Source organism: Crateriforma spongiae (assembly GCF_012290005.1).
In the GTDB taxonomy this organism is placed as follows: domain Bacteria; phylum Planctomycetota; class Planctomycetia; order Pirellulales; family Pirellulaceae; genus Crateriforma; species Crateriforma spongiae.
In genome coordinates this window covers 135528-160523 of record NZ_JAAXMS010000004.1, presented here as the reverse complement: position 1 = coordinate 160523, position 24996 = coordinate 135528, and the positions used below count along the sequence as shown (strand labels likewise).

17 protein-coding genes and 1 tRNA gene are annotated in these 24996 nt (G+C 57.8%); 7 read left to right on the top strand and 11 right to left on the bottom strand.

The window, feature by feature from the left end; translation table 11 throughout:
• Positions 1-36: 36 nt before the first annotated feature.
• Positions 37-2010, bottom strand: a complete 1974-nt coding sequence (locus HFP54_RS12110; protein ID WP_168565331.1) for a hypothetical protein — start codon at positions 2008-2010, stop codon at positions 37-39.
• Between the two features lie 107 nt (positions 2011-2117).
• Positions 2118-4481, bottom strand: a complete 2364-nt coding sequence (locus HFP54_RS12105) for a polysaccharide biosynthesis tyrosine autokinase (protein WP_168565330.1) — start codon at positions 4479-4481, stop codon at positions 2118-2120.
• 522 nt (positions 4482-5003) lie between these two features.
• Between HFP54_RS12105 and HFP54_RS12100 the strand changes: the two genes are divergently transcribed.
• Both HFP54_RS12100 and HFP54_RS12095 read left to right on the top strand, forming a co-directional pair.
• Positions 5004-6212 carry a type IV pilus twitching motility protein PilT gene (locus HFP54_RS12100; protein WP_146413952.1) on the top strand — a complete coding sequence of 403 codons (1209 nt, stop codon included), beginning with the start codon at positions 5004-5006 and terminating at the stop codon, positions 6210-6212.
• Between the two features lie 152 nt (positions 6213-6364).
• The gene (locus tag HFP54_RS12095; RefSeq protein WP_168565329.1) at positions 6365-7714 is read left to right on the top strand and encodes an ATPase, T2SS/T4P/T4SS family; all 1350 of its coding nucleotides are present in this window, start codon (positions 6365-6367) and stop codon (positions 7712-7714) included.
• A gap of 346 nt (positions 7715-8060) precedes the next feature.
• Here the strand turns inward: HFP54_RS12095 and HFP54_RS12090 are convergent, their stop codons facing one another.
• The 5 genes from HFP54_RS12090 to HFP54_RS12070 all read right to left on the bottom strand — a co-directional run bounded on the left by HFP54_RS12090 (position 8061) and on the right by HFP54_RS12070 (position 15529).
• Positions 8061-9083: a hypothetical protein gene (locus HFP54_RS12090; protein WP_206036173.1), complete on the bottom strand. Its 1023-nt coding sequence runs from the start codon at positions 9081-9083 to the stop codon at positions 8061-8063.
• Positions 9084-9143: 60 nt separating this feature from the next.
• Entirely contained in the window at positions 9144-9620 is a 477-nt protein-coding gene (locus tag HFP54_RS12085; protein ID WP_168565327.1) for a hypothetical protein, read from the bottom strand.
• On the bottom strand, positions 9610-10314 hold the full coding sequence (locus HFP54_RS12080) for a hypothetical protein (protein ID WP_168565326.1): 705 nt from the start codon (positions 10312-10314) through the stop codon (positions 9610-9612). The genes HFP54_RS12085 and HFP54_RS12080 overlap by 11 nt, the downstream gene beginning before the upstream one ends.
• Before the next feature lie 108 nt (positions 10315-10422).
• Positions 10423-12522 (bottom strand): M28 family peptidase, encoded by a 2100-nt coding sequence (locus HFP54_RS12075; protein WP_168565325.1) that lies wholly within the window; start codon positions 12520-12522, stop codon positions 10423-10425.
• A 238-nt stretch (positions 12523-12760) separates the two neighbouring features.
• Positions 12761-15529, bottom strand: coding sequence for a PSD1 and planctomycete cytochrome C domain-containing protein (locus HFP54_RS12070; protein WP_235951700.1), 2769 nt, complete (start codon positions 15527-15529; stop codon positions 12761-12763).
• 115 nt (positions 15530-15644) lie between these two features.
• Here HFP54_RS12070 and HFP54_RS12065 point away from each other — a divergent pair, with 115 nt between their 5' ends.
• Together HFP54_RS12065 and HFP54_RS12060 are read left to right on the top strand one after the other, a co-directional pair.
• Complete coding sequence (locus tag HFP54_RS12065) at positions 15645-15827, top strand: hypothetical protein (RefSeq protein ID WP_146413957.1); 183 nt, start codon at positions 15645-15647, stop codon at positions 15825-15827.
• Positions 15817-16899 (top strand): hypothetical protein, encoded by a 1083-nt coding sequence (locus HFP54_RS12060; RefSeq protein WP_146413958.1) that lies wholly within the window; start codon positions 15817-15819, stop codon positions 16897-16899. The genes HFP54_RS12065 and HFP54_RS12060 overlap by 11 nt, the downstream gene beginning before the upstream one ends.
• Before the next feature lie 492 nt (positions 16900-17391).
• On the opposite strand, the gene HFP54_RS12055 is transcribed toward HFP54_RS12060, so the two are convergent.
• The gene (locus tag HFP54_RS12055) at positions 17392-19332 is read right to left on the bottom strand and encodes a hypothetical protein (RefSeq protein ID WP_168565324.1); all 1941 of its coding nucleotides are present in this window, start codon (positions 19330-19332) and stop codon (positions 17392-17394) included.
• A gap of 472 nt (positions 19333-19804) precedes the next feature.
• Between HFP54_RS12055 and HFP54_RS12050 the strand changes: the two genes are divergently transcribed.
• The 3 genes from HFP54_RS12050 to HFP54_RS12040 all read left to right on the top strand — a co-directional run bounded on the left by HFP54_RS12050 (position 19805) and on the right by HFP54_RS12040 (position 22038).
• Positions 19805-20521 (top strand): N-formylglutamate amidohydrolase, encoded by a 717-nt coding sequence (locus HFP54_RS12050; protein ID WP_168565323.1) that lies wholly within the window; start codon positions 19805-19807, stop codon positions 20519-20521.
• 171 nt (positions 20522-20692) lie between these two features.
• Positions 20693-20766, top strand: a tRNA-Arg gene (locus HFP54_RS12045).
• A 420-nt stretch (positions 20767-21186) separates the two neighbouring features.
• Positions 21187-22038 (top strand): PEP-CTERM sorting domain-containing protein, encoded by an 852-nt coding sequence (locus HFP54_RS12040; RefSeq protein WP_168565322.1) that lies wholly within the window; start codon positions 21187-21189, stop codon positions 22036-22038.
• A 237-nt stretch (positions 22039-22275) separates the two neighbouring features.
• Here HFP54_RS12040 and HFP54_RS12035 read toward each other — a convergent pair whose 3' ends face one another.
• The 3 genes from HFP54_RS12035 to HFP54_RS26425 all read right to left on the bottom strand — a co-directional run bounded on the left by HFP54_RS12035 (position 22276) and on the right by HFP54_RS26425 (position 24980).
• A complete protein-coding gene (locus HFP54_RS12035; RefSeq protein ID WP_206036172.1) occupies positions 22276-23403 on the bottom strand; it encodes a hypothetical protein in 1128 nt (375 codons plus the stop codon).
• A gap of 295 nt (positions 23404-23698) precedes the next feature.
• Positions 23699-24409 carry an HAD family hydrolase gene (locus tag HFP54_RS12030; RefSeq protein ID WP_206036228.1) on the bottom strand — a complete coding sequence of 237 codons (711 nt, stop codon included), beginning with the start codon at positions 24407-24409 and terminating at the stop codon, positions 23699-23701.
• Positions 24378-24980, bottom strand: coding sequence for a phosphoribosyltransferase family protein (locus tag HFP54_RS26425; RefSeq protein WP_168565319.1), 603 nt, complete (start codon positions 24978-24980; stop codon positions 24378-24380). The genes HFP54_RS12030 and HFP54_RS26425 overlap by 32 nt, the downstream gene beginning before the upstream one ends.
• Positions 24981-24996: the final 16 nt, after the last annotated feature.

Below are 24996 nucleotides of genomic sequence, written 5' to 3'. Positions count from 1 at the left end.
AATCGATCTGCCCGCGTTTTTAGCCGCAAGTCGGGGTCACTGTCGACTAGACAGCGCCGCGGCCAAACGCGCGACGATCGGCAACAGTTCCTGGTGCGAACGACGCAAACGGTCCGCACGGCTGGGCGACAGACCGTGTCGATCCAGGTCCTGCATCCCCGCGGACAGTTCATCCCAGGCTTCCAGCATGCGGTCGGTGGTCGACTGCAATCGCTGCAAATCTTCCCCCCGGCTCAGCTCGGCGTGCAATCGTTTGGACTGGTCGTACAGACGATCCGACGATCGATCCATCATCACGCGATACGCCCCGGGTTGCATGTAACGTTCGTAACGGTCGACGTCGGCGCGCAGGTATTCGCTGCTGCCTTCCAGTGCGGCGGCCAGTTCCACCAATTCACGCATGTCGATCGCTTGGGGACGATCGTCGATCCCCAACGCCGCACAAATCTGGACCAAGTCGCGACCGACGGCATCGACCAGCGCCGGAGGAATGGTCTGGACCGACGCCAAATGACGCTGCAAGGGATCCCAGCTGCGTTGGATTTCGCTCACACATTCGACCAAGTCACTACGAGATGCACCGGAGCCGGCTTCTTGGACCAAGTGGTCACAACTGGCCGACAGCGATCGCCCCAGATCAAAGATTTGCAACTGCGTTTCTTTGGGCAGATGGAACAGGCTGCCGAAGTTCAATTGCCCCAACAGCTGGTCGGCGCCACGGTTCAAATGCTGGGCCAAGTGTTCGATGTCGACCGCCGGAGCGGGCGGCGTCATCCACAACAGTGCATAGGTGTCGGTGCCGCACTGGGCAATTCGGTCCAGCCGGGCTTGGACGTGCGGGTTGTCGATCGTCGAACACCGGGCGGCGAAATCACGATACCGCATGCTGAATTCATTGAACTCCGTGACCGCCTGGTCGTAGGAGGCCCGGTCCAGTTCGCCGCTTTCGCGAATCACGATCTGGCGCAGCTTGCGACATTCGCTGGTCAGGCCCGCGGCACGCTGTGGTGATACGACCGCCAAACGTAAATCGTCTTCCAACGACAACAAATGCGCCGACGCGGTGATCAGCACCTCACGCAAGGCCACACGATCAAATTGCGGTTGGACATGGTGCATCTTGGCCATCGCCGAACACGCCCCGTCACAGCGACGCAGTGGCTGGCGCACCGAATCGGGCAATCCGTTGATCGAACGCAATTCAAACGAAAGCGTTCGCCACCGAGCGTCAATCTCACAATAGGGGTCATGAATCTGGTCCAAGGATGCCAGCCCGTCGCAACGTTCGATCAGCGTCCGGCTGTCGGCGGCCAAGCGATACGCTTCGCCCAACTTGGGTCGCAACGCGGGAATGCGTCGTGACTCATCACGCATCGCATGGGCCATCTGGTCCGCCGACGATGCAAAATCGACCAACTGTCGCACGAACTGGGCCGCCTCCTGCGATTTCACGCTGATGCTGTTCCGTCCGCCGCGTCGCGGCTGCATCGGCTGGAGCGGGGAATTTCGACCGCTGGTCTGATTCGGCCCCGGTGCAGGCGATCCGTCGGGGCGGGTGGGGGAGATACGTTGCGTGTTGGGGTTGGCGGGCCTGCCATCGGGTCCCGGAGGAAAAAACGACGACGGCAGATCGACCGACCGGCCACCCGGACGCTGGTCGCGACTGGGTGTCGGAGACGACGGCCGCGGTTGCTGTTGCTGGCGTTGCTGTTCGGCTTGGCGACGTTCCTCCGCTTCACGCTGGGCCTTGGCCGCGGCAATCGACCGGAACAACTCATCCAGAAAACTGCCGTTCTGTGCCCGGACGACGGGCGCGACGCCACGGGGAACACCACAGGACAGCGAGAAACAGAAAACAAGGGCCAGCAAGAATCGTGGCGCGATGCGCATCAAAATCACCCAGCGGTTGGGACGTCCGGTCGAAAAGAAAAGATAGGTCAGCCAAACCCAACGCGGATTATAGACCTGTCGACGCGCACTGGCCGCCCAATGGCCGCGAATCGTAGACACGATTCACCGCCGCAAACCATTGCGGGAAAGACTACCCCGCAGCCCTCATCCGGTCCGCAACGCGTGCCGGGTGCGACGCGATGCGGGAAAGTCTTCCGGTTTTGCGATCAGGCGTCGTTGTCGACTTCGACGATACGGGCCGACGTGACCGGTTTGGTGCGATTGGTCGGACGGCTGTACCCACTTTCGTAGTAGCCGTAGTAACCACCGCCCAGATCGAAGCTCTTTCCGGCCCCGAACGTGTTCAACACACAACCGACCATGTTGCCGCCGGCATCAGTGACACGCTTCAAGCTGTTCATGACTTCGTCACGTCGGGCCGAAGCGGCACGGATGACCAACACCATGCCATCAATTCGCGGTGCGACGACAAGCGGATCGGAGACGGCCAAGACCGGCGGCAAGTCGAAGATGACCAGGTCGAATCGTTCTTCCAACTGATGAGTCAATTCTTCCAGCTTTTCCGATTGCAACAACTCGGCCGGAGTCCGCGTCGAAGCACCAGCGGTGATCACCGAAACGCCATCAGCCTCGGTCGGCTTGATCGCATCGTCCAGTTCCATCGACCCGGTCAACAAATCGGTCAAGCCGCCTTCCGGTGCGACGCTGAAGTATCGGTGCACGGTCGGACGCCGAAGGTCACCGTCGACGACCAAGACCGACAAGCCGACCTGTGAAAACGACGCCGCCAAGTTAGCCGTGATCGTCGATTTTCCGTCGCCCTGCATCGAACTGGTGACGCCGATCGATTTCATGTCACGCGATTTGATTTTCGGCAACAACATCGTTCGGCCCAGACGCAGCGCTTCGGCGTTGGGCGACAGTTCCCCGGCGATCAAACCGCGAACGCCACGTCGCATCGAATTCAGCTTGCCGACACGGCCCAAGGACGGCAGCGAAACGGTCTCTTCCACCTCGGCGGCCGAACGGAACCGTCCGTCACGCACGTCGTTGGCCACGGCCAGCGTCAGCCCGGCGAAGACGCCCAGCATCAAGCCGCCCAAACCACACAGCGGCAAACTGGGCCATGACTTGGCACCGATCCGCGGCGTTTCCAGCAATTCGTACAAGTACCCACGCAAACCGCTGGCGATGTCGACGTCACGCAGTTGTTGCACGACACCATCAAACAAAGCTTCGTTGCGTTCGACTTCCTTACGCAGCACCACGTCGGTCAATTCGTATTCGATCAGCTCGCGGGCATCCGTTTCGGCTTGGTTGGCAAGGGCGGTCAATTCCGATTTGCGTTCGGCGATGGTGGCCATATCGTGGTTCAGGAAACCGACATAAGCCTTCAACAGTGATTCGGGGTTGACCGAGTTTTCGCCAAACGGTGCTTCGGCCACCGTGTCTTCATTACTTTCATCGATGAACTTGCGAACCAAACGGATTTCGTCGTCGATGTCTTGCACGTCCGGATGGCTGGCACCGAACTTGGCCTGCAGCCGTTGCTTTTCACTGTTCAGCTTCAACAGGTACGCAAACCGCGTGCGTGCTTCTTCCGCCCGCACCGGCATGGTGGCTTTGAATTCCGCGGTGTTGGATGCACTGATTTGCAGCCCGGCGAACAATCCCAAGCGTTCCAAGCTTTCGCTGTCGATCAGCGCCAACTTGTCCATACTTTCAGTCATCGAAAGCGTTTTGCCGTCCAAGTCTTCCAGTTCGTTTTCGACACGCGCCAAGCGGGTCTTGATCGTGGATTCTTGGATCTGCAGATCGATCAGTTCGTCTTGCAGTCGGCGATACTTGTCCTGATAGACATTGCTGCTGCCTTCGCCCTGGAACAACATGGGCGCCGTTTGGCGGTGTTCCAAGTACTTCTTTTCCGCGATGTGCAGTTCGCCTTCGACTTCGTTCTTGGCTTCGTTGATCTTCGCGGTCGCCAAATCCATCATGTCGCTGATCTGTTGATCCAGATAGCGGCTGTAGGTCTGCAGCACCGCGGTCAACAATCGCTGGGCGTCTTCCGGTTCGGTGTGGTTCAAACTGATTCGCAGCGTCCGTGCGGTCTTCGCACCACCTTCGCCGCCTTTGACGACTTCCATGTGGTCGATCACGTAGTCGACCGCGTCGACGGTTTCGATTTCCGGATCCAGGTGCTCGACAACCGAGGGCAACGTCATCAGCGAATTGCCGTCATCGTCTTTGGCCGCCATCGCTTCACCGACGATCTTGCGGCTCAGCAGCAGTTCGATGTGATTGGCCAGAATGTCTTCCTCGACCATCTCGTTGGACGACGAACTGGCCAAACCCGAGCTTTTTTCGTTGATCAACACGCGGGCGGTCGACTCGTACCACACGCGGGCTTGCAGGGCATAGGCGACGCCGGCGGCCAGACCGGCCAGGGTCAAAAAGGCGATCAGCCACCGCTGGCGAAACAGAATTTGCAGAACGTCCAGAGTGACCACATCCTCGGTCACCCGAGATTCTGACTTGGCGGGTGCCGAAGGTTTGGCGTTGTTTTCGGTCATACGAATCGATGGCCTTAGGGGCAGATCATTGGGTTCGACAAGTAGCCCTGTGCTGGATGCGAGTATAGCTGGCGCCCCGTAAATAGAAGGGGAAACGGCGAAATGGTACGAAAGATCAGGTCCTAATGGCGGTGACGAATACACCGATCGGCCCTTAACGGCAGCCAGTTCGTCGCGGCGTCCCGGCGGCGGTGGCGTCAAAACCTGTCGCGGCCCGGCCGGTTTTGCGAAACGAACCGGTCGATACGATTTGTCGTCGACGTGAAACCGCTTAGACTGACAAGTGCTCCTCTTACACCCTTGGCAGCCTTCGTGGCGGGATGAATGTCCCGTCGGACCGCTCAAAACCACCCATACGGCACGTCGCCTGGCGACCCAAGGGGCCGATTCGACGACACCCCTTGATTGATGGCGTGTCGATCGCCGGGGGAATACGACAAGCCGGGCCATCGGGCTTTCGGACCTGTCGCCGTCCAAACCACATCCACCATCAACCTCATACTGCGCTCCATCGGGGAATCGATGTCACACCAATCCTCCCAAAAGGCTGATCACCACGGCCCCCACTTCGATGACAATTCGGCAGAAGCGATTGCGGCTCGGCTGACCGAAAGTCTGTTGAAGGACCGTGAGGAACTGGAGGTCGACAAGATCTTTCGCGCCCTGGTCAAACTGGAAGGTTCCGACTTGCACCTGAAAGTCGGCCAACCACCGATGGTGCGTGTCGGCGGTGAACTGAAACCGCTGAACCGCCCGCCCATCGAAGCGGAAGAAATGGTGCGGCTGTTGATCCCGATGATGGACCATCGGAACTTGAAGATCTTTGAAGAAGAAGGCGGTGCCGACTTTGCGTACCTGTGTCAGGTCGACGGCGTGAATTGGCGATTCCGGGTGAACATGCTGAAATCCCTGGGCAACATCGGTTTGGTCGCCCGGCGGATCAATAACTTCATCCCCGATTTCCGCGGCCTGTTTTTGCCCGAGTCGATCGAAAGCCTGTGCCACTTTGAACAAGGCATGATCTTGCTGGCCGGTGTGACGGGCAGTGGCAAGTCGACGACCATCGGTTCGATGCTGAACTACATCAACAGCATTTACCGCAAGCACATCCTGACGCTGGAAGACCCGATCGAATTCATTTTCACCGAAGACAAATCGCTGATTAACCAGCGTGAAATCGGTCAAGACGTCATCGACTTTGGCGTCGGCATGAAGCACGCGGTGCGGGAAGACCCCGACATCATCCTGGTCGGCGAGCTTCGGGATGAAGAAACTTTCATGACGGCCATCCACGCCGCCGAAACCGGTCACTTGGTGTTCGGAACGATTCACGCATCCAGTGCGTCAACCACGATCGGCCGGATCCTGGACTTGTTCCCCGAAGAAATGCATAACGCCATCCGCAGCGCGATCGCGTTCAACATGAAAGGCATCGTTGCACAGAAACTGCTGCGCAGCATCAAGCCGGGGGTCTCGCGGGTGCCGACGTGCGAAGTGATGACGTTCACCCCGATGATTCGGAAATTGGTCTTGGAAGGCCACGACAACAAACTGCCCGATGCGATCCGGATCGGTGCCGAAGACGGCATGCAGGACTTCACAATGTCGCTGAAACAATTGATCGACGACGAATTAATCGATCGTCCCACCGCCTTTGCCGTCGCGCCGAACAAGGATTCGCTGAAGATGGCGCTCAAGGGCATCGACGTCAAAGCGCCGGGGATCATCTGATTCCGATCGTTCCGTTTTTGCGGCAGCCGCGCGCCGGCTGCCCCGCGACATTCCGGCCTTCGGGGGCAGTCAGCCCCGGGCCGTTGAATTAATCTAGGCGTCCTTGCCGCCATCACCATCACTTTGACCATCTTCTCGCGATCCACCCCCGCATGGCACGAAAATCCGTCAAGCAGGAAGAACTGCAGCCCTGGCAAACCGTCCGGCCGGTCGAATTTTCGCCCCGCGGACCTTCGTCCAGTGATTCCCAAGCCACCTTGGTCGCCGCGCGACAGGGCGCCGGTTTCGAAGTCATCGCCGGACAAATCGGACACGCGATCGCCAATCGTGCCAGCCAAGTGCTGTTGGACTTTTCGCAAACCGCCTGTGCGATCCGCTACCAGATCGACGGGGCCTGGGAATCCATGCCACCGCTGGATCGCGAAACCGGCGATGCAATGCTGTACGCCTTGAAACAGCTTTGCTACATGAACCCGGCCGACCGCCGCAGCGCACAAAAGGGCGAATGTGACCTCAAGGCGAACAAGGAAAAATTCGACATCAGCGTACGTTCCCAAGGTGTCAAGACCGGCGAACGCGTCCTGGTCGTGGTCGCCCCAAAAAAGATGCCGTTTGAAAAACTGGCCGACTTGGGCATGCGCGACAAGATGATCGAAGCCTTCAAGGAAGGCTTGAATTCATCCAGTTCGATGATGGTCGTCAGCGCACCAAAATCCGAAGGCCTGACCACGACTTGGTGGGTCGCGATGAACGAAGCGGACAAGTTCGTCCGTGACTTTCAGGCGTTGGAAGACAAAGAAAAGCCGGAACCGGAAATCATCAACGTCTCGGCCAACTTCTATGGCGGTGACACCGGGGAAACGGAAACCAGTTTGCTCAGCCGGTTGATCCTTCGTGAACCCGACGTCTTGCTGTTCCCCGAGTTGCCCCAGCCGGAGTCGTTGGAAAAGACCCTGGCACAGTGCGAGACCGCAGAAAAGCAACTGATCACTCGCATGGTCGCCGGCAACGCGATCGAAGCCGTGGTGCGATTGCTGGCCAAGTATCCGCAACAGACCGCCGAAATCCTGAAGCACTTGCGTGGCGTGACCAGCCAAAAACTGATCCGACGACTGTGCGAAAACTGCAAAGTCGGTTTCGAACCGCCGCCGAAACTGTTGGCTCAACTGGGGATTCCCGCCGGCCGCGTGGCGTTGCTATACCAGCCTTTCGTTCCCCCGCCGATCGAACAACAGGTCGACGAAAAAGGCCGACCGGCACCGATCGAACCGTGCCACGTGTGCAACGGTCGCGGCTACTTCGGACGCATCGCAGTGTTCGAGTATTTGCAACCGGGGCCGAAACTGCGCGACGCATTCACCAAGACCCGCGACATCGCCAAGCTATACGCGGTGGCCAAAGCCGAAGGCCACAAGAACATCCAAGCCGAAGCGGTGCTGACCGTCGCCCGTGGCCTGACCGGCTTGGACGAACTGAAACGCGCCTTTGCTAAGAAGTCCTAGCCGCCGGCGGGTTTTTCATTGTCGCCTTTCGTTAGACGAAAGTAGCGTCACGTTGCCTGTCTATCGAGGAGCAAGATCGGACAACGCTTCTTGACGTTGCCTACGCCAAAATGCGTTAGGCACTGTTTATCAATTCAAGACGAAGGCCAATGAAAACGGTAACCCGACGCGTCAGCGAGGGATTCTTGACGAATGAATAACTTCGGCCCCTCGCTGACGCTTCGGGTTACCACTTGATAAACAGTGCCTAGCATGCCCCTACGTGTGATGCATCGTCGGCCTGGTCTGCGATAGCCATTGTCCTTGGGCGGGACGAAAGCGACCCGCGACAACCTTTTGCGCCCAGTCAACCTTCTTCCGGTGCAGCCAAGCCCTGCGTTGCCGACTGAACGACAAATTCTTCGGGTTTTAAATCCAATAATGCTTTTTTGGTGAAGTCGAAACTCTTAATCGATTCATTCAAAGTGTTCCACCGAAACTCGAAATCGTCGGTCACCTCGTAAGGCCACTTTTTACCGGAAGAATCGGTTTCTTTTTGGCGTTCGCTTCGCGTGATTTGCGTCGGAACATAGACGGCACCCATCTTCTGCCATTGAAAAACCGTTCGCTGCGAGACAAAGAAGTTGTCGTCTTCCACGTAGCGGATTCGAATCACAACAGACTTGGGCATCATTGTCTGCGGTGAAAAAATCCACCGATACAAAATATCGCCTCCGGTCTCCATCGGCGTGGCGTGGTCAACCTGAATGTTGCCGCTTTGCAAGTGCTCTGCCGATAATGTGGCCCCAGAAGCTATGGCGGCGTCCCAGTATTCAATGCCGCCCGCAGAACCCGGTTTGGAATCGGGGAACCTGCGAAGCGAGAGACTTTCAAAGCTCGGCCACTGAAACCGCGGCAGCATCCTCTGCCAGGTTTCTCGCCCGACCTCTGCAACTTTCCCACGCAAAGCAACGAAGAAGTTGTTCTGGCCAGACGCCATCAAGGCACGAACAGATTGGTTTGTATCGATCTGTTCATCATCGGAGCGTCGATCGATACGCGTCAACCAGACGCCCAATTGCTTCCCTTCCACGCCGTCACGAAGCAACCGAGCCTGCACTTCCATCTGAGCCCCAACTCCGTTCAAGCCGAACGAGTTGTGCTCATGCGAAATGGAAACATCAAAATTCTCGATGGCCCGATTGTTGCCCAGCAGACCTGTCAACAATGAACTGGCCAGCGTCTGCGATTCTTCGGACGTCAAAGTCTCGAAGGACTGCCCGTCGCAGGAGGCGGGCAGGGCAATAAAACAACTGAGAAAAACTAGCAGACGCATATTTCTTCTACCGCTGGTGGAAGTCATGATTCCCGACGCATCGTCACCAAACACAACCCAAACATTCCTCTAGTTCATCGATGATCAAGCACAGGCCATGATCTATGCCGATGTTCATTCAGCAAGCACGGATTGAAACGTTGAAACGGGCAGCAATTTGTGTTTTGTCGCCATCCGTCGATCGCCCCAATAGACCTGGATGCTCATCTGCGGTTTTGACAATTCGTTGAGCTGGGAAATCAGTTCTTCGGGAATCCGAATCCCCACTCGCGCAAACCCCTTGCCTGCCTGAGTCACCCTGGTCCGCAATTTCCGTCCCGCCAACGACGCCTCGATCGCAATAGGAGATGCCTCTTTGGGATCGCCTTCATCATGGGATTGCCGGTCCGCTGCATGGTTTAAAACAATAACGTGGGCGTCGAGTTTTCCATCCTCGTTGCGGACGACACGAAGGATTGACGGTACGACCGAGACGGCACTGCGTCGGACCACCACCCCGGACAGGCTCGCCGTTTGCCCAGACTCTGGATCCCGAAGCTGACAAGAAAGCTTGACGCCCTTGTCACCAATGTGCGTTTCATCAATTCTCAATACCAATTCTCAATACCAATTCTCCACGTTCCGCATCCAATGGGTCGATTGAAACGCTTACCGCGGGATCGCTTTGATTTTGTATCAGTTGAAGCTTATCAATCTGAATCGGTTCCGTCGCATAGAATGCGAAACGCCTCTCAAGCAGCTTGGGATCACCATCATCAACAGAGTGTTCATAGAGTTGAACGAGAAAACGGTCATCGTCAAAACGCAATAACCCGTTGACGCGGCTAACGATTTCAAGCTTGACGATGGAATCGCCTGGTTTTTTAGAATCAAAAGAGACTGTTTGCCGCCAGATCGGTGCCTTTTGGTTGCGATCGACCGCAACTTTCAAAACAATCTCAATTTCTCCTCCTGCCGGCAGTCGAGTGTCCGACACAGCGACCTGCAGGCATCCGCAAGACGCCACAGGCTTGGAAAAGGTGATTGGCGAGTTGCCGTCAGGATTACTCAGTTTCAAGACAACCGAACGATTCGAATTGATTTCGATTCCGTCCAGATTCACTCTCGCTTCGAAGAGATTGGGCTGAGTTTCTCGAAGCACGACAGGAATGGAGGATCGCGTTTCCGCTCCATGAACGGTCCGCGAGTTCCCAATGCAAAAGACGACCGAGACAGCAAAAACAAGAATCGCCCTGATGCCAACGGTCCGACGTTCCGCCATTCCAGAAAAGGATTCTTTCGTCACCACATTTAGCCCCCATCAGCGAGTTCTCTGACTGGCAGGGACTCGTTGTACTCGATGCGGGGGGGGGGCAAACATTTTTGCCGTGCAAGCCCCTTTTTTAGTGGCCTCTTAACGGGGCTGCATGCGAACATCGACGCGGGTGACGATGCCACCACGCAGCACATCGATCGGCACGATGTCGCCGGGCGATTGTTGACGCAATTGTTCGTACAAATCGTCCAATTGCCGAATCTCATGGTCGTCGATCTTCAGCAATCGATCGCCCACCCTCAGCCCGCCCAACGCCGCTGCCCCGCCTGCCTTGACGTCGGTCAATTGCAATCGCTCGCTCCAACTGGTCGGCTGGCCTGACGCGTCCACAACGACCGGCCCCGGCTTGACCGTCACGCCCAATCGAACGGTCAACTGACGCCGAACTCCACCACTTTGACGCTCGGTATCGGCGTAGCTGGGCCGCTGCGGCGTTGTCGCGAGTTCGGCAACCGTCGCCAACGTCAAATCGCAAATGCGAGACATCCCGAACAGATTCAATTTTTCGAAATCATCACCCGGACGATGATAGTCATCATGAAGCCCGGTAAAGAAAAACAAAACGGGAACGCCCGCTTCATAAAAGCTGGCATGGTCACTGGGGCCGTAACCGGTATCGACCTCGTACAAATCAAACTCCGGTGCAGCGACTTGTTGCCCACCCACGATCGCACCGTCACGATTCAGCCGCCGCATCATGGGCTTGAAATCCGCCGAGGTCCCCAGTCCATAGACCGTCAACTCGTTGTCCCGCAGGCGACCGATCATGTCCATGTTGATCATGGCCACGGTGTCGCTTAACGGGAACCGCGGCTGGCGGACATAGTGCTTGCTGCCCAACAAACCTCGCTCCTCACCGGTATACGCGATAAACACAATGCGACGATGGCGCGTCGAATCCGCCAACGCTTGGTTCAATCGCGTGGCCACGCTTAGCATCGCCGCCGTGCCGCTGGCGTTGTCGTCCGCGCCGTTGTGCACCGCAATGGTTTCCGGAGCCAGCGATCCATAGCCGCCCATCCCGACGTGATCGTAATGGGCGCCCAAGATGATCGTCTGGTCGGCCAATTCACCTTTGCCTTCGATAACCCCGATCACATTCTTGGTGACCGCTTCACCATCGGTCAGCTGGACCGACAAATCGATTTTGGTGTCGGGCAATTCAAAGCTGACCGGCTGGTAGGTCTGATCGATGTGACTTTGAACTTCCTCAATGGACCGCGCGGTTGCTTCGACGATCCAATTGTCAGCGACGTCTCGAGCGATACTGATGACCGGGATCGACGACGCCTTGTCCTCCGATTCCCCCGCTTCGCCGATTCGCAGCAACCCCCGCGCCGCCTGCTCCACTTCGCTGTCCAAACGAACCAGACTGGCTTCGCATGTTTCCAGGCTGATCTGCAATTGTTGTCGAGTCGCTTCTGCTTGCTGGGACAACGTTCGCAACTGGCGTTTCAGTTCTTGTTGGCGTTCTCGTTCGGCATTCAACCGACGCACCGATCGATCAACGCCGTCTTCGATACTGTCGGGATCGTTGACAATCAAGATTCCCGCGGCACCACGGCGGATCGCCAAGTCAATCTTTGTCTGAAAATAGGCGTGCCGAGAATTGCGTGGCCCTTCAAACAAACGCACCGCTTCTTTGCCACCGGGTTCTTTGCGCAAAATCAGCACGACTTTGTCGCGAACGTCGACACCGGCGTAGTCGTTGTATCCGTATTCAGGAGCGTTGATTCCATAGCCGACAAAGACCAACGGCAAACCCTTGACCTCACAACTGCGGCAACCGATCGATAGCGGACGCATCGCTTCGTCCAACCGAAGCGTCTGTGCGGGATCATCGCCGACACGAAACGTCACGTGGTTGGTCTGCGGCGACTTGGTCCGTGTTTCCAATCGCACGGACAACTCTTGGAACGGGGTCCCGTCGAACCAGTCGGTCCGCAAACCGGCCGCGTCGAAACGATCGGCGATGTATTTGGCCGCTGTGTCGATCTCGGGGGTACCAACGCCGCGGCCACGCATCGCGTCACCGGCCAGCGTTTGCACATCGCGTCGCAAAGCCTCCTTCCACGCAGCGGGAGGCGGCGAGGGGGTTTCCGATCGCGTGGCACCGGCCGTGATAACCAGCCCCAGTGTCGCCGCCAGCGCGACAATCCTCCGTTGATACGCCGACACGACGATATTCCCATAGCTGTGAAAAGAACGATTCGATCAACGCGGCGAGACCGGAACGTCACGCGGCACGACGAGGCCGATCGGCCCTCGAACACGCATTATCACGACGCCGGAAAATTCCGCGACCGGCCTGACGGAGGGGCGGGCAACGGAAACATTCGGGGAAGCCGTGTCGGTGAAGCCCCTGAACCGCCGCGAAAAACGACCCGCACAACAAAATTCATCGCGAGTTCACGGACTAATCCACGAACGCAAATTCATTGCTGATCCACAACACCTGGGCCAATTGCTCCAAACGATCCAGCTTGGCCGGACCGCTGGTGTCCAGTGGACCGCTGAAATCACGTCGCGAATCCGCTTCGATGACTTCCCCGTCCTCGGCGGTCAACGTGATGTTGATACGCCAGAAAAAACTGTCGTGGTTTCCGGTCGGCCCGGCCCCGGCGGCAAAGTCCAAGACGTCACCCCGATTGACCTTTGACGTCAGCGGCCCCAATGGCCGATTGTTGCTTTTCTGGGTCCCGCGGAACAAACGACGATCGCCGGCAAAGATCGCCGCCACCACGCCATCGCCTTCGCGATTGCGGTGCCCGATCATCCCGGTGACTTTCACCACCCCGTCACGGGGCACCGTCCAACGCCGCACCACCGCGCCACGTTCGCCGGGTCCGGGATGGCCGTTTTCCGATGCCAAGAACGCGTGCCCCAATCGCCCCGGACTTGGGAAAGTGGTCTCCGCCTGCCAACGATCATTCTGGAACACACCCAGCGGCGAAAACTCCTCCACACCGCCATCGCCGATCCGCCCGGTCCCATAAGTCCACAAGGTGCGTGGATCCGCCGGCTGCTGAAACGGCGTCGCGCCATCACGCAAAAATTTTGTCAGCCATTGTGATTCCTGGTCCGAGGGTTCACGTCCATAGACCAATCGAACCATATGACCAGCCAGCATTGACGGATCATCGGGATCGCCCCCACTGGAATCTTGGCGCACAGATGCTCGCACCCGAGCGGCCAAGGATTTTGACAACGAGACACTTTGCCGGTGGTTGATCAAGAACAATGCCTGCTGTGGCACCGTGGTGAAGTAACGTTGTGGATTATGTGCATCGGGGCTGGCCGAATCGAACGTGCGAAACAGCGATGGCAAGTTCTGGCGATCGATCATTGCATAGATCGTCTTGCGCGGCGTCACCGTCGATGCGGTGATGTCCACCGGCGGCCCACCGACTTGTCGATCCAAGACGCCGGCGGCACACAACGCGGAATCTCGCAACGATTCAAAATCGCGGCGGCGACGAATCGCGCGGGCAAAGTACTGGTTGTCGGGATCGGCGCTGAATGATTCTTCGTCCACGGCGCTGGACTGACGATACAAACGCGTCGTCACGATGCGACGTACCAGCCGTTGGATGCTCCAGTCCTTTGCAAACTCGGCCGCCAAATCATCCAACAGTTCTGGGATTGCCGGCGGTGATGTTCGGAACCCGAAATCGCTGGGACTGTCGATCAAGTGACGGCCCATCAAATGCCCCCAAACCCGATTGACCATCACCCGCGCGGTCAACGGGTTTTCCGAATCGGCAATCCGCCGGGCCAATTCCAAACGTCCACTGCCGTCATTGAATCGTGGTTCGTCGTCACGACGCAGACTGGTCAAGAATCGACGCGGTGCCACGTCGCCTCGATTTCCCGGTTGGCCTCGTAAAAAGATCGCGGTGTCCCGTGGCTTGTCCACATCGACCATCGCCAACGGGCTGGCATGTTTCTCGTCGACTTCGCGGCTGCTTTGAAACACACCATACAGGCTGTAGTAATCCGACATCGGAATCGGATCAAACTTGTGGTCGTGACACCGTGCACAGGTCACGGTCAGCCCCATCAGCCCCCGCGTCACCACATCGATCCGATCGTCGATCACATCATGCCGGTTCAAAAACCGTCGACCGATCGTCAAAAACCCCATCGCATCCAAATTGCCCGATTCATTGCGGGGATCCGTCCGATCGCCCGCCAATTGATGCATCAGCATTTCGTCATATGGCATATCGGTGGCGAACGCTCGGGTCAGCCAATCGCGATAACGTTCGCTGCCGTGCAAGCGGCGATCGCGGCCCGCCAAGCCGTAACCGATCGTGTCGGCATATCGTGCGACGTCCATCCAATGCCGGGCAAAACGTTCGCCGAAATCGGGCGCGGCGATCAGCCGATCGACCAACCGCTGGTAAGCGTCAGGCCTTTCGTCGGAAACGAATCGTGCAATCTGGTCGACGTCCGGCGGCGTGCCGACCAAGTCGAAGTACAGCCTTCGGATCAGCGTTTCGCGGTCCGCCAGATCGTTGGGCTCTGCACCATGGCGGACCGCCGCATCCATGGCGACGACATCCAGCGGATCGTTCGGCTCGTGTGGCAAGCCATCTGTGTCGATTGATTGCCAGCGATCGGCATGAATGCGTCGGGGTGGAACAAACGCCCAATGCGTCGACGGGTCGCGATCGATAGGCGACGCCTGTTCGGTCGTCTCCATTAAATCATCGACGACGCTTTTTCTTGGGTCGACGGCACCGTTGCGGATCCAAGTCCGGATCGCTTCGATCGATTCCGCGTCCAGCTTTCCGTCCGGCGGCATCTGCATCGACGTGTCTTGATATTCGATCGCGCGAACAATCAGACTTTGATCGGGCTTGCCGGGAACCACCGCGGCTCCTCGACTGCCACCCGACAGTAACGCCTCCCCATCGTCGACTCGCAACTCGCCTTCCGCCGCATCGGCTTCCACGGAATGACAGTCGTAGCAGTGATCGATCAGCAGCGGGCGAATGGAGGATTCGAAAAAGTCAACCGCGTCACGATCCAGCGTTTCACGCGGCGACTTTTCGGGCTCGTCCGCCAACGCCGGGACGTGCCCACAAGATCCGAAAAACACCAGCATCGACGGCAAACACAGCCCCCAAAGACGTCTGGGTCGGCGCAACATCCATGACGGATCGACATCGACACGCGGCATCGCGGGAACTCTCTTGGGCGGGAATGATCAATGCGGGGGGGGGGCAGGCAAAGGTGGGGGCGGTTGCATCGGCCGGCGCCCCATGCGTTGGTTTGCCGAGCGGCCGGACCGCTGTATGCCAGTGTACACGACTTATCCACACCGCAAACTTTCCGCCGTTGTCACCAACCGACCGTCCCAGGACGACGTTTGGCCGCTTTGCGGTCCGTACGACTCCGCGAAACGACGTCGATCCGGTAACGTCTTGATCGAACCTTCACCCCAACAATTCGCCGCGACGGATGCCGATGAGTTTTGACGATACCGAAAGGCCTGTTTCTTCCACCGACGAGATCTATGACGACGTTGACGAATCCGGCGTGACCGCCGAAGTGGATGCCGAATCAACAGGCGCACACCAAGCCGACGACGCACCGGTTGCCGCCCAAGACGATGCCGCCGACGCGTCCGATTTGACGCCCCAAGACCGTGACGAAGTCGTCGCGGCACGGCAGGCATTTGAATCCGACATCACGCCGGCGGAAATCACGCCGCCCTTTGACGTCGATGACGATGAATCGACCGACCTGGACGATCCACAGATGGTCGCCATGGCCGAACCGTTTGTCGGACGTTGGAACGGATTGATCAGCCAAACCAACTGGGAAAAAGGCCGCATCATCAGCCAGTGGCGTCAAGCTTTGATCGACAACGGAGCCCCGGCGACTCAGTACAGTGACGAAGCATGGGTGCGTCGCGTCGGCGGCGTGACGTCACCGCACGTGGGCCGATTGCGTCGCGTGTTCGAACGTTTCGGATCGACCTACGAAACATACGAAGGCGTGTACTGGAGCCACTTCCTGGCGGCCCTGGACTGGGACGACGCACCGATGTGGTTGGAAGGTGCGTCGAAGGAATCGTGGAGCGTGTCGGGGATGCGTGAAAAACGCTGGCAAGCCCACGGTGCGGTCGATTCGCAGCGTCCGACGTCCAGCCAAATCGTCGAAGTCGACTTGGACGAAGACGTGGTGTTGCCCGCACAAGGTGGCGGCAGCGAACGCACCTACGATGACGACGACGGCCCCGGCACGTCCGGTCCCTTGTCCGAAGCACCCGACTTTGGTGATGCCGACGAATTAATGTCGCTCGGCGGTGGACGCGAAGGCGAAGGCGGCACGGCGATCACCGCCGAAGACGAATCTGGCGAAGCCGGCCCTGAAACTCCGGTGCAACCGTTTGCCAACCTTCCCAAGCTGCCCGACGATTTGAATGACGCCGTGGAGATGCTGAAGCTGGCGATCTTGCGTCACAAGTCGGCCGGTTGGACGGAAATCGAAGCCGACGATTTGCAGCGATACCTCAATGCCCTGGCGGTCCTGCTGAAAAGCTGATCCCGCGACGTTCATCTTTACCCTCCCGCCCCGCGGGAGGGTCGGAATTGAGGGACGAAATTCCGGGGAGGGCTCTGCCTGCACGCTACTTTCGGCGGAGCAAAAGGCGACTTTGTGAGCCGCAAGGCGCTAGCCGCGGGTTCCGCTGTTTCAGCAACGCAGCCCGGCGCCTACAAATCCAGCCGTGCATCAACTTCACCCTCCCGCTCCGCGGGAGGGTCGGAATCGAGGAACGAGATTCCGGGGAGGGCTCTGCCAGCACGCTACTTTCGGCGGAGCGAAAGGCGACTTTGTGAGCCGCATGGCGCTAGCCGCGGGTTTCCGTTGTTCCGGCAACGCAGCCCGACGCCTACACATTTAGCCCAGCACCACCTACACCCTCCCGCACCGCGGGAGGGTCGGAATCGAGGAACGAGATTCCGGGGAGGGCTCTTCCAGCACGCTACTTTCGGCGGAGCGAAAGGCGACTTTGCCTGCACCGCTTTGGCGTGCCTACCGCATCACGCGTACCGCACGCGTCACCAACACGTGCGGCGTCCGCAATCCCGACAGATAACCGTGATTGCCTGTCACGCGAATCTCTTGGTTCAAATAGCGGCGCAGATTGTATCCGGGGCTGGGCGTCGCATACGCCAACGTTTTGCCCGTGTTGTCTTGTACCGCGAATGGTGGGTGATTGGCACGAGCCGAATACACTTGGACCAACTTTCCGCTGACCCATTCGGCGCCCAAATCTGAAGGCACGTCCGCTGGATCAGCCCCGGGCACTTCGTCCGCTTGGTGCGACACGCCCACCTGCTCCGGTGCAACCGACGGTTCGGAAACCGGCTGGAAATTGCCGACGGGTCGAATCGTCGCCGTCATCGGTGCAGCCGACAACGGTTGCCCGACCGGCACGTGGCCGGTCACCATCGATCCACCGTCACGACGATCGGCAATTCGAATGTACTGTTCCGCTCGTTCGACCAACACGGCCGCACGACGCGCCACCAAGTGATCGCCGGACTGATCCGCGATCCTTTGTGCCGCACGCAGAATCGGCTCCACTTCCACCGACGCCGCAGAATCCGCGATCAAGCGTGCGAACACCAATTGCAAGCGCGCGATGTCGGCGGTGACCGCCTCGCCTTCAATCTGTGCGATACGAGCCGCGTCCACTTGCCGGCCCCTGGTCGGTGTCCCGCGAAAACCATCGGCGGCCTTGGACAACGCATCGGTCATCCGCCCGGTCTGCCAACCCGCCGCCGGCACCACGTCACCCAGCACTTGAGCCTTCAACGGCTGGATTCCACCGACCGTTTGAATCGGCGAAGTCGTGGATGATCGCGAAGCGCCGATCCAATTTGCGTCACTGGCGATCTGGTCGGCCGACGGTGCCGCCTGAGCCGACCCCGTATCCACCAATCGCGGATCACTGGTGATCCGAGCGGTCGACAGCCCCGGCGCTGTATGGAATGAATTGGACACCTGTCGGTCCGAAGGTGATTCGCCGAAAGCCGACCGTCCCGGTTGCCCGCGTTCGCCTGAGTTCGCCGCCCCAGCCGATGGATCAATCCGATTCGGATCAACGCCAGACCCGATCACTCGGTCCACCATTTCGGCGTCCGCCAAAGGTGCGTCGAACGTACCGAAGGATTCTTGACCGGCCGACGGAGAACGGAGCTCCGGTTGGGCTTGGATCGGTGTCAGCCGATCGTCTTGTTCGGTGGATGCCGCGGCGACGCGTCGATGGGAATCTTCTTGGCTTTGAAGCGGTACCAGATCAGGAGCCTGTGCGTACGAAGGCGACTTTGCGCCGCCGCTGACTTGGGCAATCGTTTGCGAATCCGACGAGTGACTCAGACTCTGCGCCCCGCCGACGACCAAATCATCACCACAGCAGGACTCCGGTGCATCCATTTGATTCTGCTGGACCTGAGCGATCAACTCTTCCGCCGACATGGCGACTTGATCACGGTGCACCCAGCGAAACTCGCCAGAGGGCGGGACGATTCGCAACCAGTCGGTCGGCCCATCGGGACCCTCGCGCTCGCTGCGGCCCAGAATGGTCACACGTTCGCCTTCGGCCAATTGAACTTGCCAGCGATACTGCCGGGCTCGTCCCAATTGAGTCCCGATCCAGACGACGCTGCGATCTTGCCGTACGGTGGCCGCTTTGCCGTTGGGTTCGACGTTTACGTCGTCGGCTTGAATCCAACTGAAGCTGTCTTCCGGCGGACGCACGCCCAGCCATCCGTCTTCCGTTTCCAAGTAGACGTCCAAGGCTTGCCCGTGCCGCAAACGCTCGGTCCGATATAACTTTCCATCGGGTCCACATCGCGTGAACGCCGATTCATGAGCGACATAAACGGTGTAGGGATCCGCATCAATCGCCGGCACCACGGCCTCTTCGGCATGGGCAACGCCGGTCATCGCCATGCCGCCGATCGCCATGCTGACGATTATTGCAACCGCGCAGGCGGCGAAACCAACCGCTCGGCCACAGCATCGGATTGGCTTGGAACGTTCGAAAGCAAAGTGTGACGTCGGGTTTTGCATCTTGCGCGACTCCAGAATTCCACGCAGAACGTTTCACCGCCCGCCCGGCGTCATGCCAGACCAAGCGGTTCGCCGCGGGAACGAAGATTCGGGTACCTCAGGCGGGAATAGCCGACCGCAGAACGTTTCACAAGATCGATTTGACACTCGGGCGACCGACAGAGCCGGCATTTCCCGGATCATCCACCGGCCAGCAGTCATCCCATTTTGCCCAAGCCCACACCAATGGCGGTTTCCCATTTACTCCGTCCCCAGCGGTCTCCTATAAACGAGTGCTGAAAACACGGGTGAACCCCGGCTGCACCCGTTGGTGCGTCGACGCGATCGGCCCGGCCTTCCTCCGACCTCAACGAAACCGCAACGGCAAATGTCTGTATTGATCAGCTGCGAAACCGGTGGGGATCGCGTGCTGATACCGGAGCCCTGGAACGAAGACCCCCAGTGGCGGCAACTGGGTGATTCGGTCGCTTCCGGTGACGCTCATGCTTGGTACGCCGCCGCATCACTCAGCCGACTGTTGCACGTGCCGCTATTGTCCAGCCCGTATTCGCCGGACTGGATCGACGTCTCGGTGTCCCAACATCACCGGCGTCTGTTCTCGCCGCGGTCCAAGCGGTTGCCCGCCGCGGCCCGCCAACGGCTAATCGACCTCGCGTTTGTTCCCTACCGCCAACAGGTGGCCCAGCGAATCGAATCAATGCTGCGGACCGGTCGTCCCTGCATCCACCTATCGATCCGCACGTTCGAGTCACGATTGGGCGACCAAATTCGACGCGGCGACGTCGGCCTGGGCTACGACACCGGCCAGCCCGCCGAGGTGCATTTTTGCCTGGACTGGATCGACGACCTGTACGAAGTGATGCCGAACGTCCGAGTCCGACGGAACTATCCTCGCCGCGGCAGCAACGACAGTCTGACCAAGGCGATGCGAGCGAAATATGCCTCGCGAGGCTATCTGGGAATCGAAGTCCAGCTGAATCGCGCCTGGGTCGCCCGACCAGTGAAAATCCGCGACGAAGTCCTGGCCGGACTGGCCGAATCGCTGGAATACATGCTGCAGAGTCTCCCCAGCGAGGCCGCCTGACAGACCCAGCAAAGCTGCCTGGCAATTCGCCGTTTCGCCCGCTGATTCCGATCTTCATCGAACCCGCATCTTGGCCTTGTCATCGCCGACACGGACGCTAGAATCTGCCACTTCACAAGAACGACATGAAAGTCCCGTCCCACGGCGGCCTTTTCGTTCAGTGAACCCGACGCACCCCTAGCTCAACTGGATAGAGCATCGGTCTACGGAACCGAAGGTTACAGGTTCGAATCCTGTGGGGTGTACTCCCTCTCCGGCGGCCTCTCCGCCATCTGACACCCGGCCTCTCATTTCGCCGGTCGTCGACCATCAGCCCCTGGCGAATCTTTGCATCCGTTCGGCATTTGGGCGATCAAAGCAAAGCCTTCCACTTGTATCCCACCGGCGTGTCTCTCTTTCGTCCCCCCGGACCTCACCACCCACTCCGGTGCATCCATCAGTGCGCGCATACGCTGCTTTCCTTCAGGGCTTCAGACGTTGGGTCGCATTGACGTCGATTCGACGCGCCATCGCTCGGTCGCTTCATCAAACGCTCATCCAAAAAGCCTCAAACATTTCGGAAAAGGATTTACTGTTTCCCGCGTGTTGTGAGAGCCAAGCGCACAACGTTCAAAGATCTTGGCTTGGCGAAAGTTTCGATACTCATGCAACGGGAAACAACAAAGATGCGACCGCAACACTACGCCGGCGTCGTGCTGGCAATGTTACTACTGATGACCGGATCCGCTCCAGCGGCGGTGGTCATCTTCCAAGACGAAGCCGCCTTCACCGCCGATCTCGCGGATTCCAACAACTTTGGAACCGTCGGTGAAGACCTTCATGGCACCTCGGATCTAACAGGGCTCTCCAGCCAAACCTCCAGCGGAATCTTCATTAACGGGCTGGAGTACTCATTCACTTTTCGCGAAGGTGTTTTCGACACCAGCCTGGGTGGAAACGCATCGGTCGCGACCGGTGCGAACTTGATCGGCGACATTGATACAAGCGGCAGTAGTTTTCGCTATGAGGCCGGCACCACGGACCAAGGCGGTGCATCGATCCCCGCATGGGGATACGACACGGATGCCACGGCGTCCAGTTCCGCCAATACCGTTGCGTTGTTTGATTTCACGGCATCGCCCACGGACCTCCTGTCATTCAGTCTCCAAGCCGGTGACTTCGAAGGCGGTAATGCCTGGTCGAACGTGGTTGCCGCCTACCGAGCCGATGGCACCAAAATCGGAGAGGTCTCCTTCGATTGGCCGGCAACCGCCTACGGCGATGGCGTTACCAACTTCATCGGCTTCGGCGCGGACGAAGCGATCGGCTACGCAGCGTTCTTCGTCGGCGAAGATGACGATACCGGATTCGGCCACACCGAGCGAATCGCGGTTGGCGATTTCAAGCTGGGCACCAGCCAGCTCAATGCTGCCGCCGTACCGGAGCCCTCCAGCATTCTGACCCTCACCGCCCTTGGGCTCACCGGCGCCGCCCGGATCCGCCGCAAACGGAAGCAAACGGGCTCACACTCCGCCTAGTCACCTGACGCTCCCCGCAACTCCAAAACGCCGGCGGAACCCACGCCGGCCGGCGTTTGCGCGAAAATTCCCTTTAACCAGCGCACCGTTGTAGTGCTGACATGAAAACATTCCTGAATGCCAGCCCCAATTGATTCGATCAAAGATGTCAACAGAGAAAACCTAGAGCTGAAACCAGTTCTTATACATTGTCACCGCTGACGACCAACATGCACATGGCCGACTCATCACCCCCATCTACTGCAAATCCTCTGGCTGAAACAAAACTGCCCGCGACTGTACGCCACGAGAGTTCTGGCTAAGTCGCTTCACCCCACTGGCCAACACATACACCGCGGCAAGCCAAACAAATTGACCTACAAAATTCAAATTCGTAAAACTGTCGGAGTAAACAGAGAGAAGACAGCCTGTAGAAAGAATCGATACAAAACAAAGACCAGGAAGACTGCCGTAGAATGCATACGAAACACTAGACAAAAAGCCAATCAAAAAGGCGAATGCCGCGACGCCCGTGTGCCCCCAATCAAGATACGGACCAATGAAAGCCGTTGAAACATTGAAGGTCTTACTTTCCAGCCAGTACCGCTCGTTTCCCGACAGTTTGAATCGGTTTGCTCGAGACTCTACTCCAACGGCTTCCCGAAAAGCCGTCGGCAACAAGGTATTGATACTGCGCCGCGGAATAAGATTCCTTTCGGGCGGATAGTTTTCCATTGCGTACGACAAATTATGAAGCGGTGTGGCCGCATACATATAGACCCAGGTTAAAGCGGGACTCTTACTCAACAGCGAACCTTTTGGAATTCCCGAAACGATTTCCATCGCTCCTCCCGATCGCATTTCACCAGCCAACCCAAAAAGGGAGAACAACGCTGCAAACCCAAGCAAGCACAGGGGAATTACATATCGAGGCGGATAAAAATAGACAACAAGCACCAGGGCCTGAAGTCCTAAGACCATGAACAACTTTCGGCTCATTAGCACGATCCCGAGCAGCACCCCAACACCGAGCCAAAACACTGCATGACGTACCCTACATTCTAAGAGCGATTCTACGATTCGTATCGTGCACAAAAAAGCAATGCCAGCAAGAACGACACCATGGACTGAAGGGATTCCAAACTCAAAATGGCTGATACCCGCACCTTGAAGCTTCGCAAGCAATGGAACATAGCCGCAATAGACGAACTCACAACAAAGCAACACAATCAACACCACCCAACTTGCGTACTCTGCCCAACGCAAATATGAGCTACCGGATGAGATTTCGACCTTTCGCCGCATCGGAATCAATACCGTCGCGATGCCCGCACCGACACAAAAAGACACCAGCACCAACAATACAGGAACAAGCAGATCTTCCAACGACGCTGAGAGCCTGGTTGATAGCCGCAGAAGCACGAGAATCGACGCAGAAAACCAAACACAGCACATCAATACGACCGGATGGGCAATCACGGGGCGGTCAACGACTCGTCGTTGCATAACCTAACCTTGTGTGAATGACTTGAATCTTCACAGAATACACTGCTGCACTGAGACGATCGACAGAAGCCCGGAAACAACAAATCGCAGTTCTAGTCGCAGCAGCCATACTGTACAAACAATTGGAAAAACAACAAACAAGACCACTCTGACAATCAACTAGAATCGCCAACCGCTATGAAGGGCATGCGTCGAGCACTCTGCAGCTAGCACCCTTCACACCTCGGACCTCGGAAACAAACCCTGGCTCCGCTGCTACAAGAACAACCCTCTCCGCAATCTTGATGGCAGGCCAGTCGTCCGGATGATCGGTATAAAACGTGAACGGCTTTCCATTCGCATACGACAACACTCTAGAAGCCTTCGCCTCAGAAACATTCTCCTCAAATTCCCATCGAAAAGCTGCAATTCGAGTTGGATTCCCTGTTGCCAAACAGACTGCGGAAAGATGCTCGGCAAAGTACTTCGCGTAAACACCGGGAGCCGCGGTTGCCAAAACAGATTCAATGGAATCTCGCCCACAAACCTCATCGATGACGAGTCCATTCCCGTACCGCTCGAGGATATCCTGGACAAACATTCTTAGCCTGACCTCTGTTTTCTCCCGATCTTTCCAAATCGAAACATATTCCCACAAAAGCAGAAAACACATTTTCCAAATTCGATGACTAACGCATCCCAAAAGCCGCAACGCCGTCAGAGCGAAAGCTAGGGGCGCCACGTAAAGCCAATGCACCCCGACAATTGCATTCGGCATCAAGAAACAACGCTTTATCCAATGATGAAAGGTATTGCACCGAACCAAAGTCCCATCTAGATCGACAACGCGAATTTGCGTCTCGTTACTATCGAACTCACTTTCCATCAAGTTCACCGGACTTCGCATCGTCAGACCAAGGGAAGCGACACAAAACCTCACGCTTGTAGAAAAAATCCACGTCCACGACCGGATCAGGTCGCGTCACCGTTACACACGCTATACGCATACTTGAACGCGAAACTCCGAGGTGCTCAAGGGCCAACACAATCTCTCCAACTGTACGCCCTGAGTCCACAGCATCGTCAACAATCAGAACAGGCGTTTTATCCGCGAGATCGTACCACTGCACCCAAGAGAGCTTATCTACGAGCTCACGCCGAAGCTGTAGCGTTTCCGTACTCGCACTCGATAGGATTCGCAGAGCTCGATCTTCCAAGACCCGCGCAACATTGCCAACAAAAACTGGAAACCTATTCACGGCGGACACAGCCATAGATTTCACGCGGCCTGTCGTCTTGCGTCGATGCAACACGCACCTACATTCGCTTCCCAACTCCCTCGCCAACATTTCCGCAGGGACACGCCCACCATTTAGAACTCCAAGCACAACGCTGGGGGAAACTCCAGCAGACCGCACCTGTTGACAAATCGTCCCTGCCGCATCCACGAGTTCAGCACTGCCAACATCAAGTATCATCGAATTACCCTTCAAA

Excerpts from the sequence above, each read along its gene's own strand:
- HFP54_RS12105 (WP_168565330.1), bottom strand. The coding sequence starts at position 4,481 with ATGACCGAAAACAACGCCAAACCTTCGGCACCCGCCAAGTCAGAATCT.
- HFP54_RS12100 (WP_146413952.1), top strand. The coding sequence starts at position 5,004 with ATGTCACACCAATCCTCCCAAAAGGCTGATCACCACGGCCCCCACTTC.
- HFP54_RS12095 (WP_168565329.1), top strand. The coding sequence starts at position 6,365 with ATGGCACGAAAATCCGTCAAGCAGGAAGAACTGCAGCCCTGGCAAACC.
- HFP54_RS12070 (WP_235951700.1), bottom strand. The coding sequence starts at position 15,529 with ATGCCGCGTGTCGATGTCGATCCGTCATGGATGTTGCGCCGACCCAGA.
- HFP54_RS12065 (WP_146413957.1), top strand. The coding sequence starts at position 15,645 with ATGCCAGTGTACACGACTTATCCACACCGCAAACTTTCCGCCGTTGTC.
- HFP54_RS12060 (WP_146413958.1), top strand. The coding sequence starts at position 15,817 with ATGAGTTTTGACGATACCGAAAGGCCTGTTTCTTCCACCGACGAGATC.
- HFP54_RS12055 (WP_168565324.1), bottom strand. The coding sequence starts at position 19,332 with ATGGCGATCGGCGGCATGGCGATGACCGGCGTTGCCCATGCCGAAGAG.
- HFP54_RS12050 (WP_168565323.1), top strand. The coding sequence starts at position 19,805 with ATGTCTGTATTGATCAGCTGCGAAACCGGTGGGGATCGCGTGCTGATA.
- HFP54_RS12040 (WP_168565322.1), top strand. The coding sequence starts at position 21,187 with ATGCGACCGCAACACTACGCCGGCGTCGTGCTGGCAATGTTACTACTG.
- HFP54_RS12030 (WP_206036228.1), bottom strand. The coding sequence starts at position 24,409 with ATGCGAAGTCCGGTGAACTTGATGGAAAGTGAGTTCGATAGTAACGAG.
- HFP54_RS26425 (WP_168565319.1), bottom strand. The coding sequence starts at position 24,980 with ATGATACTTGATGTTGGCAGTGCTGAACTCGTGGATGCGGCAGGGACG.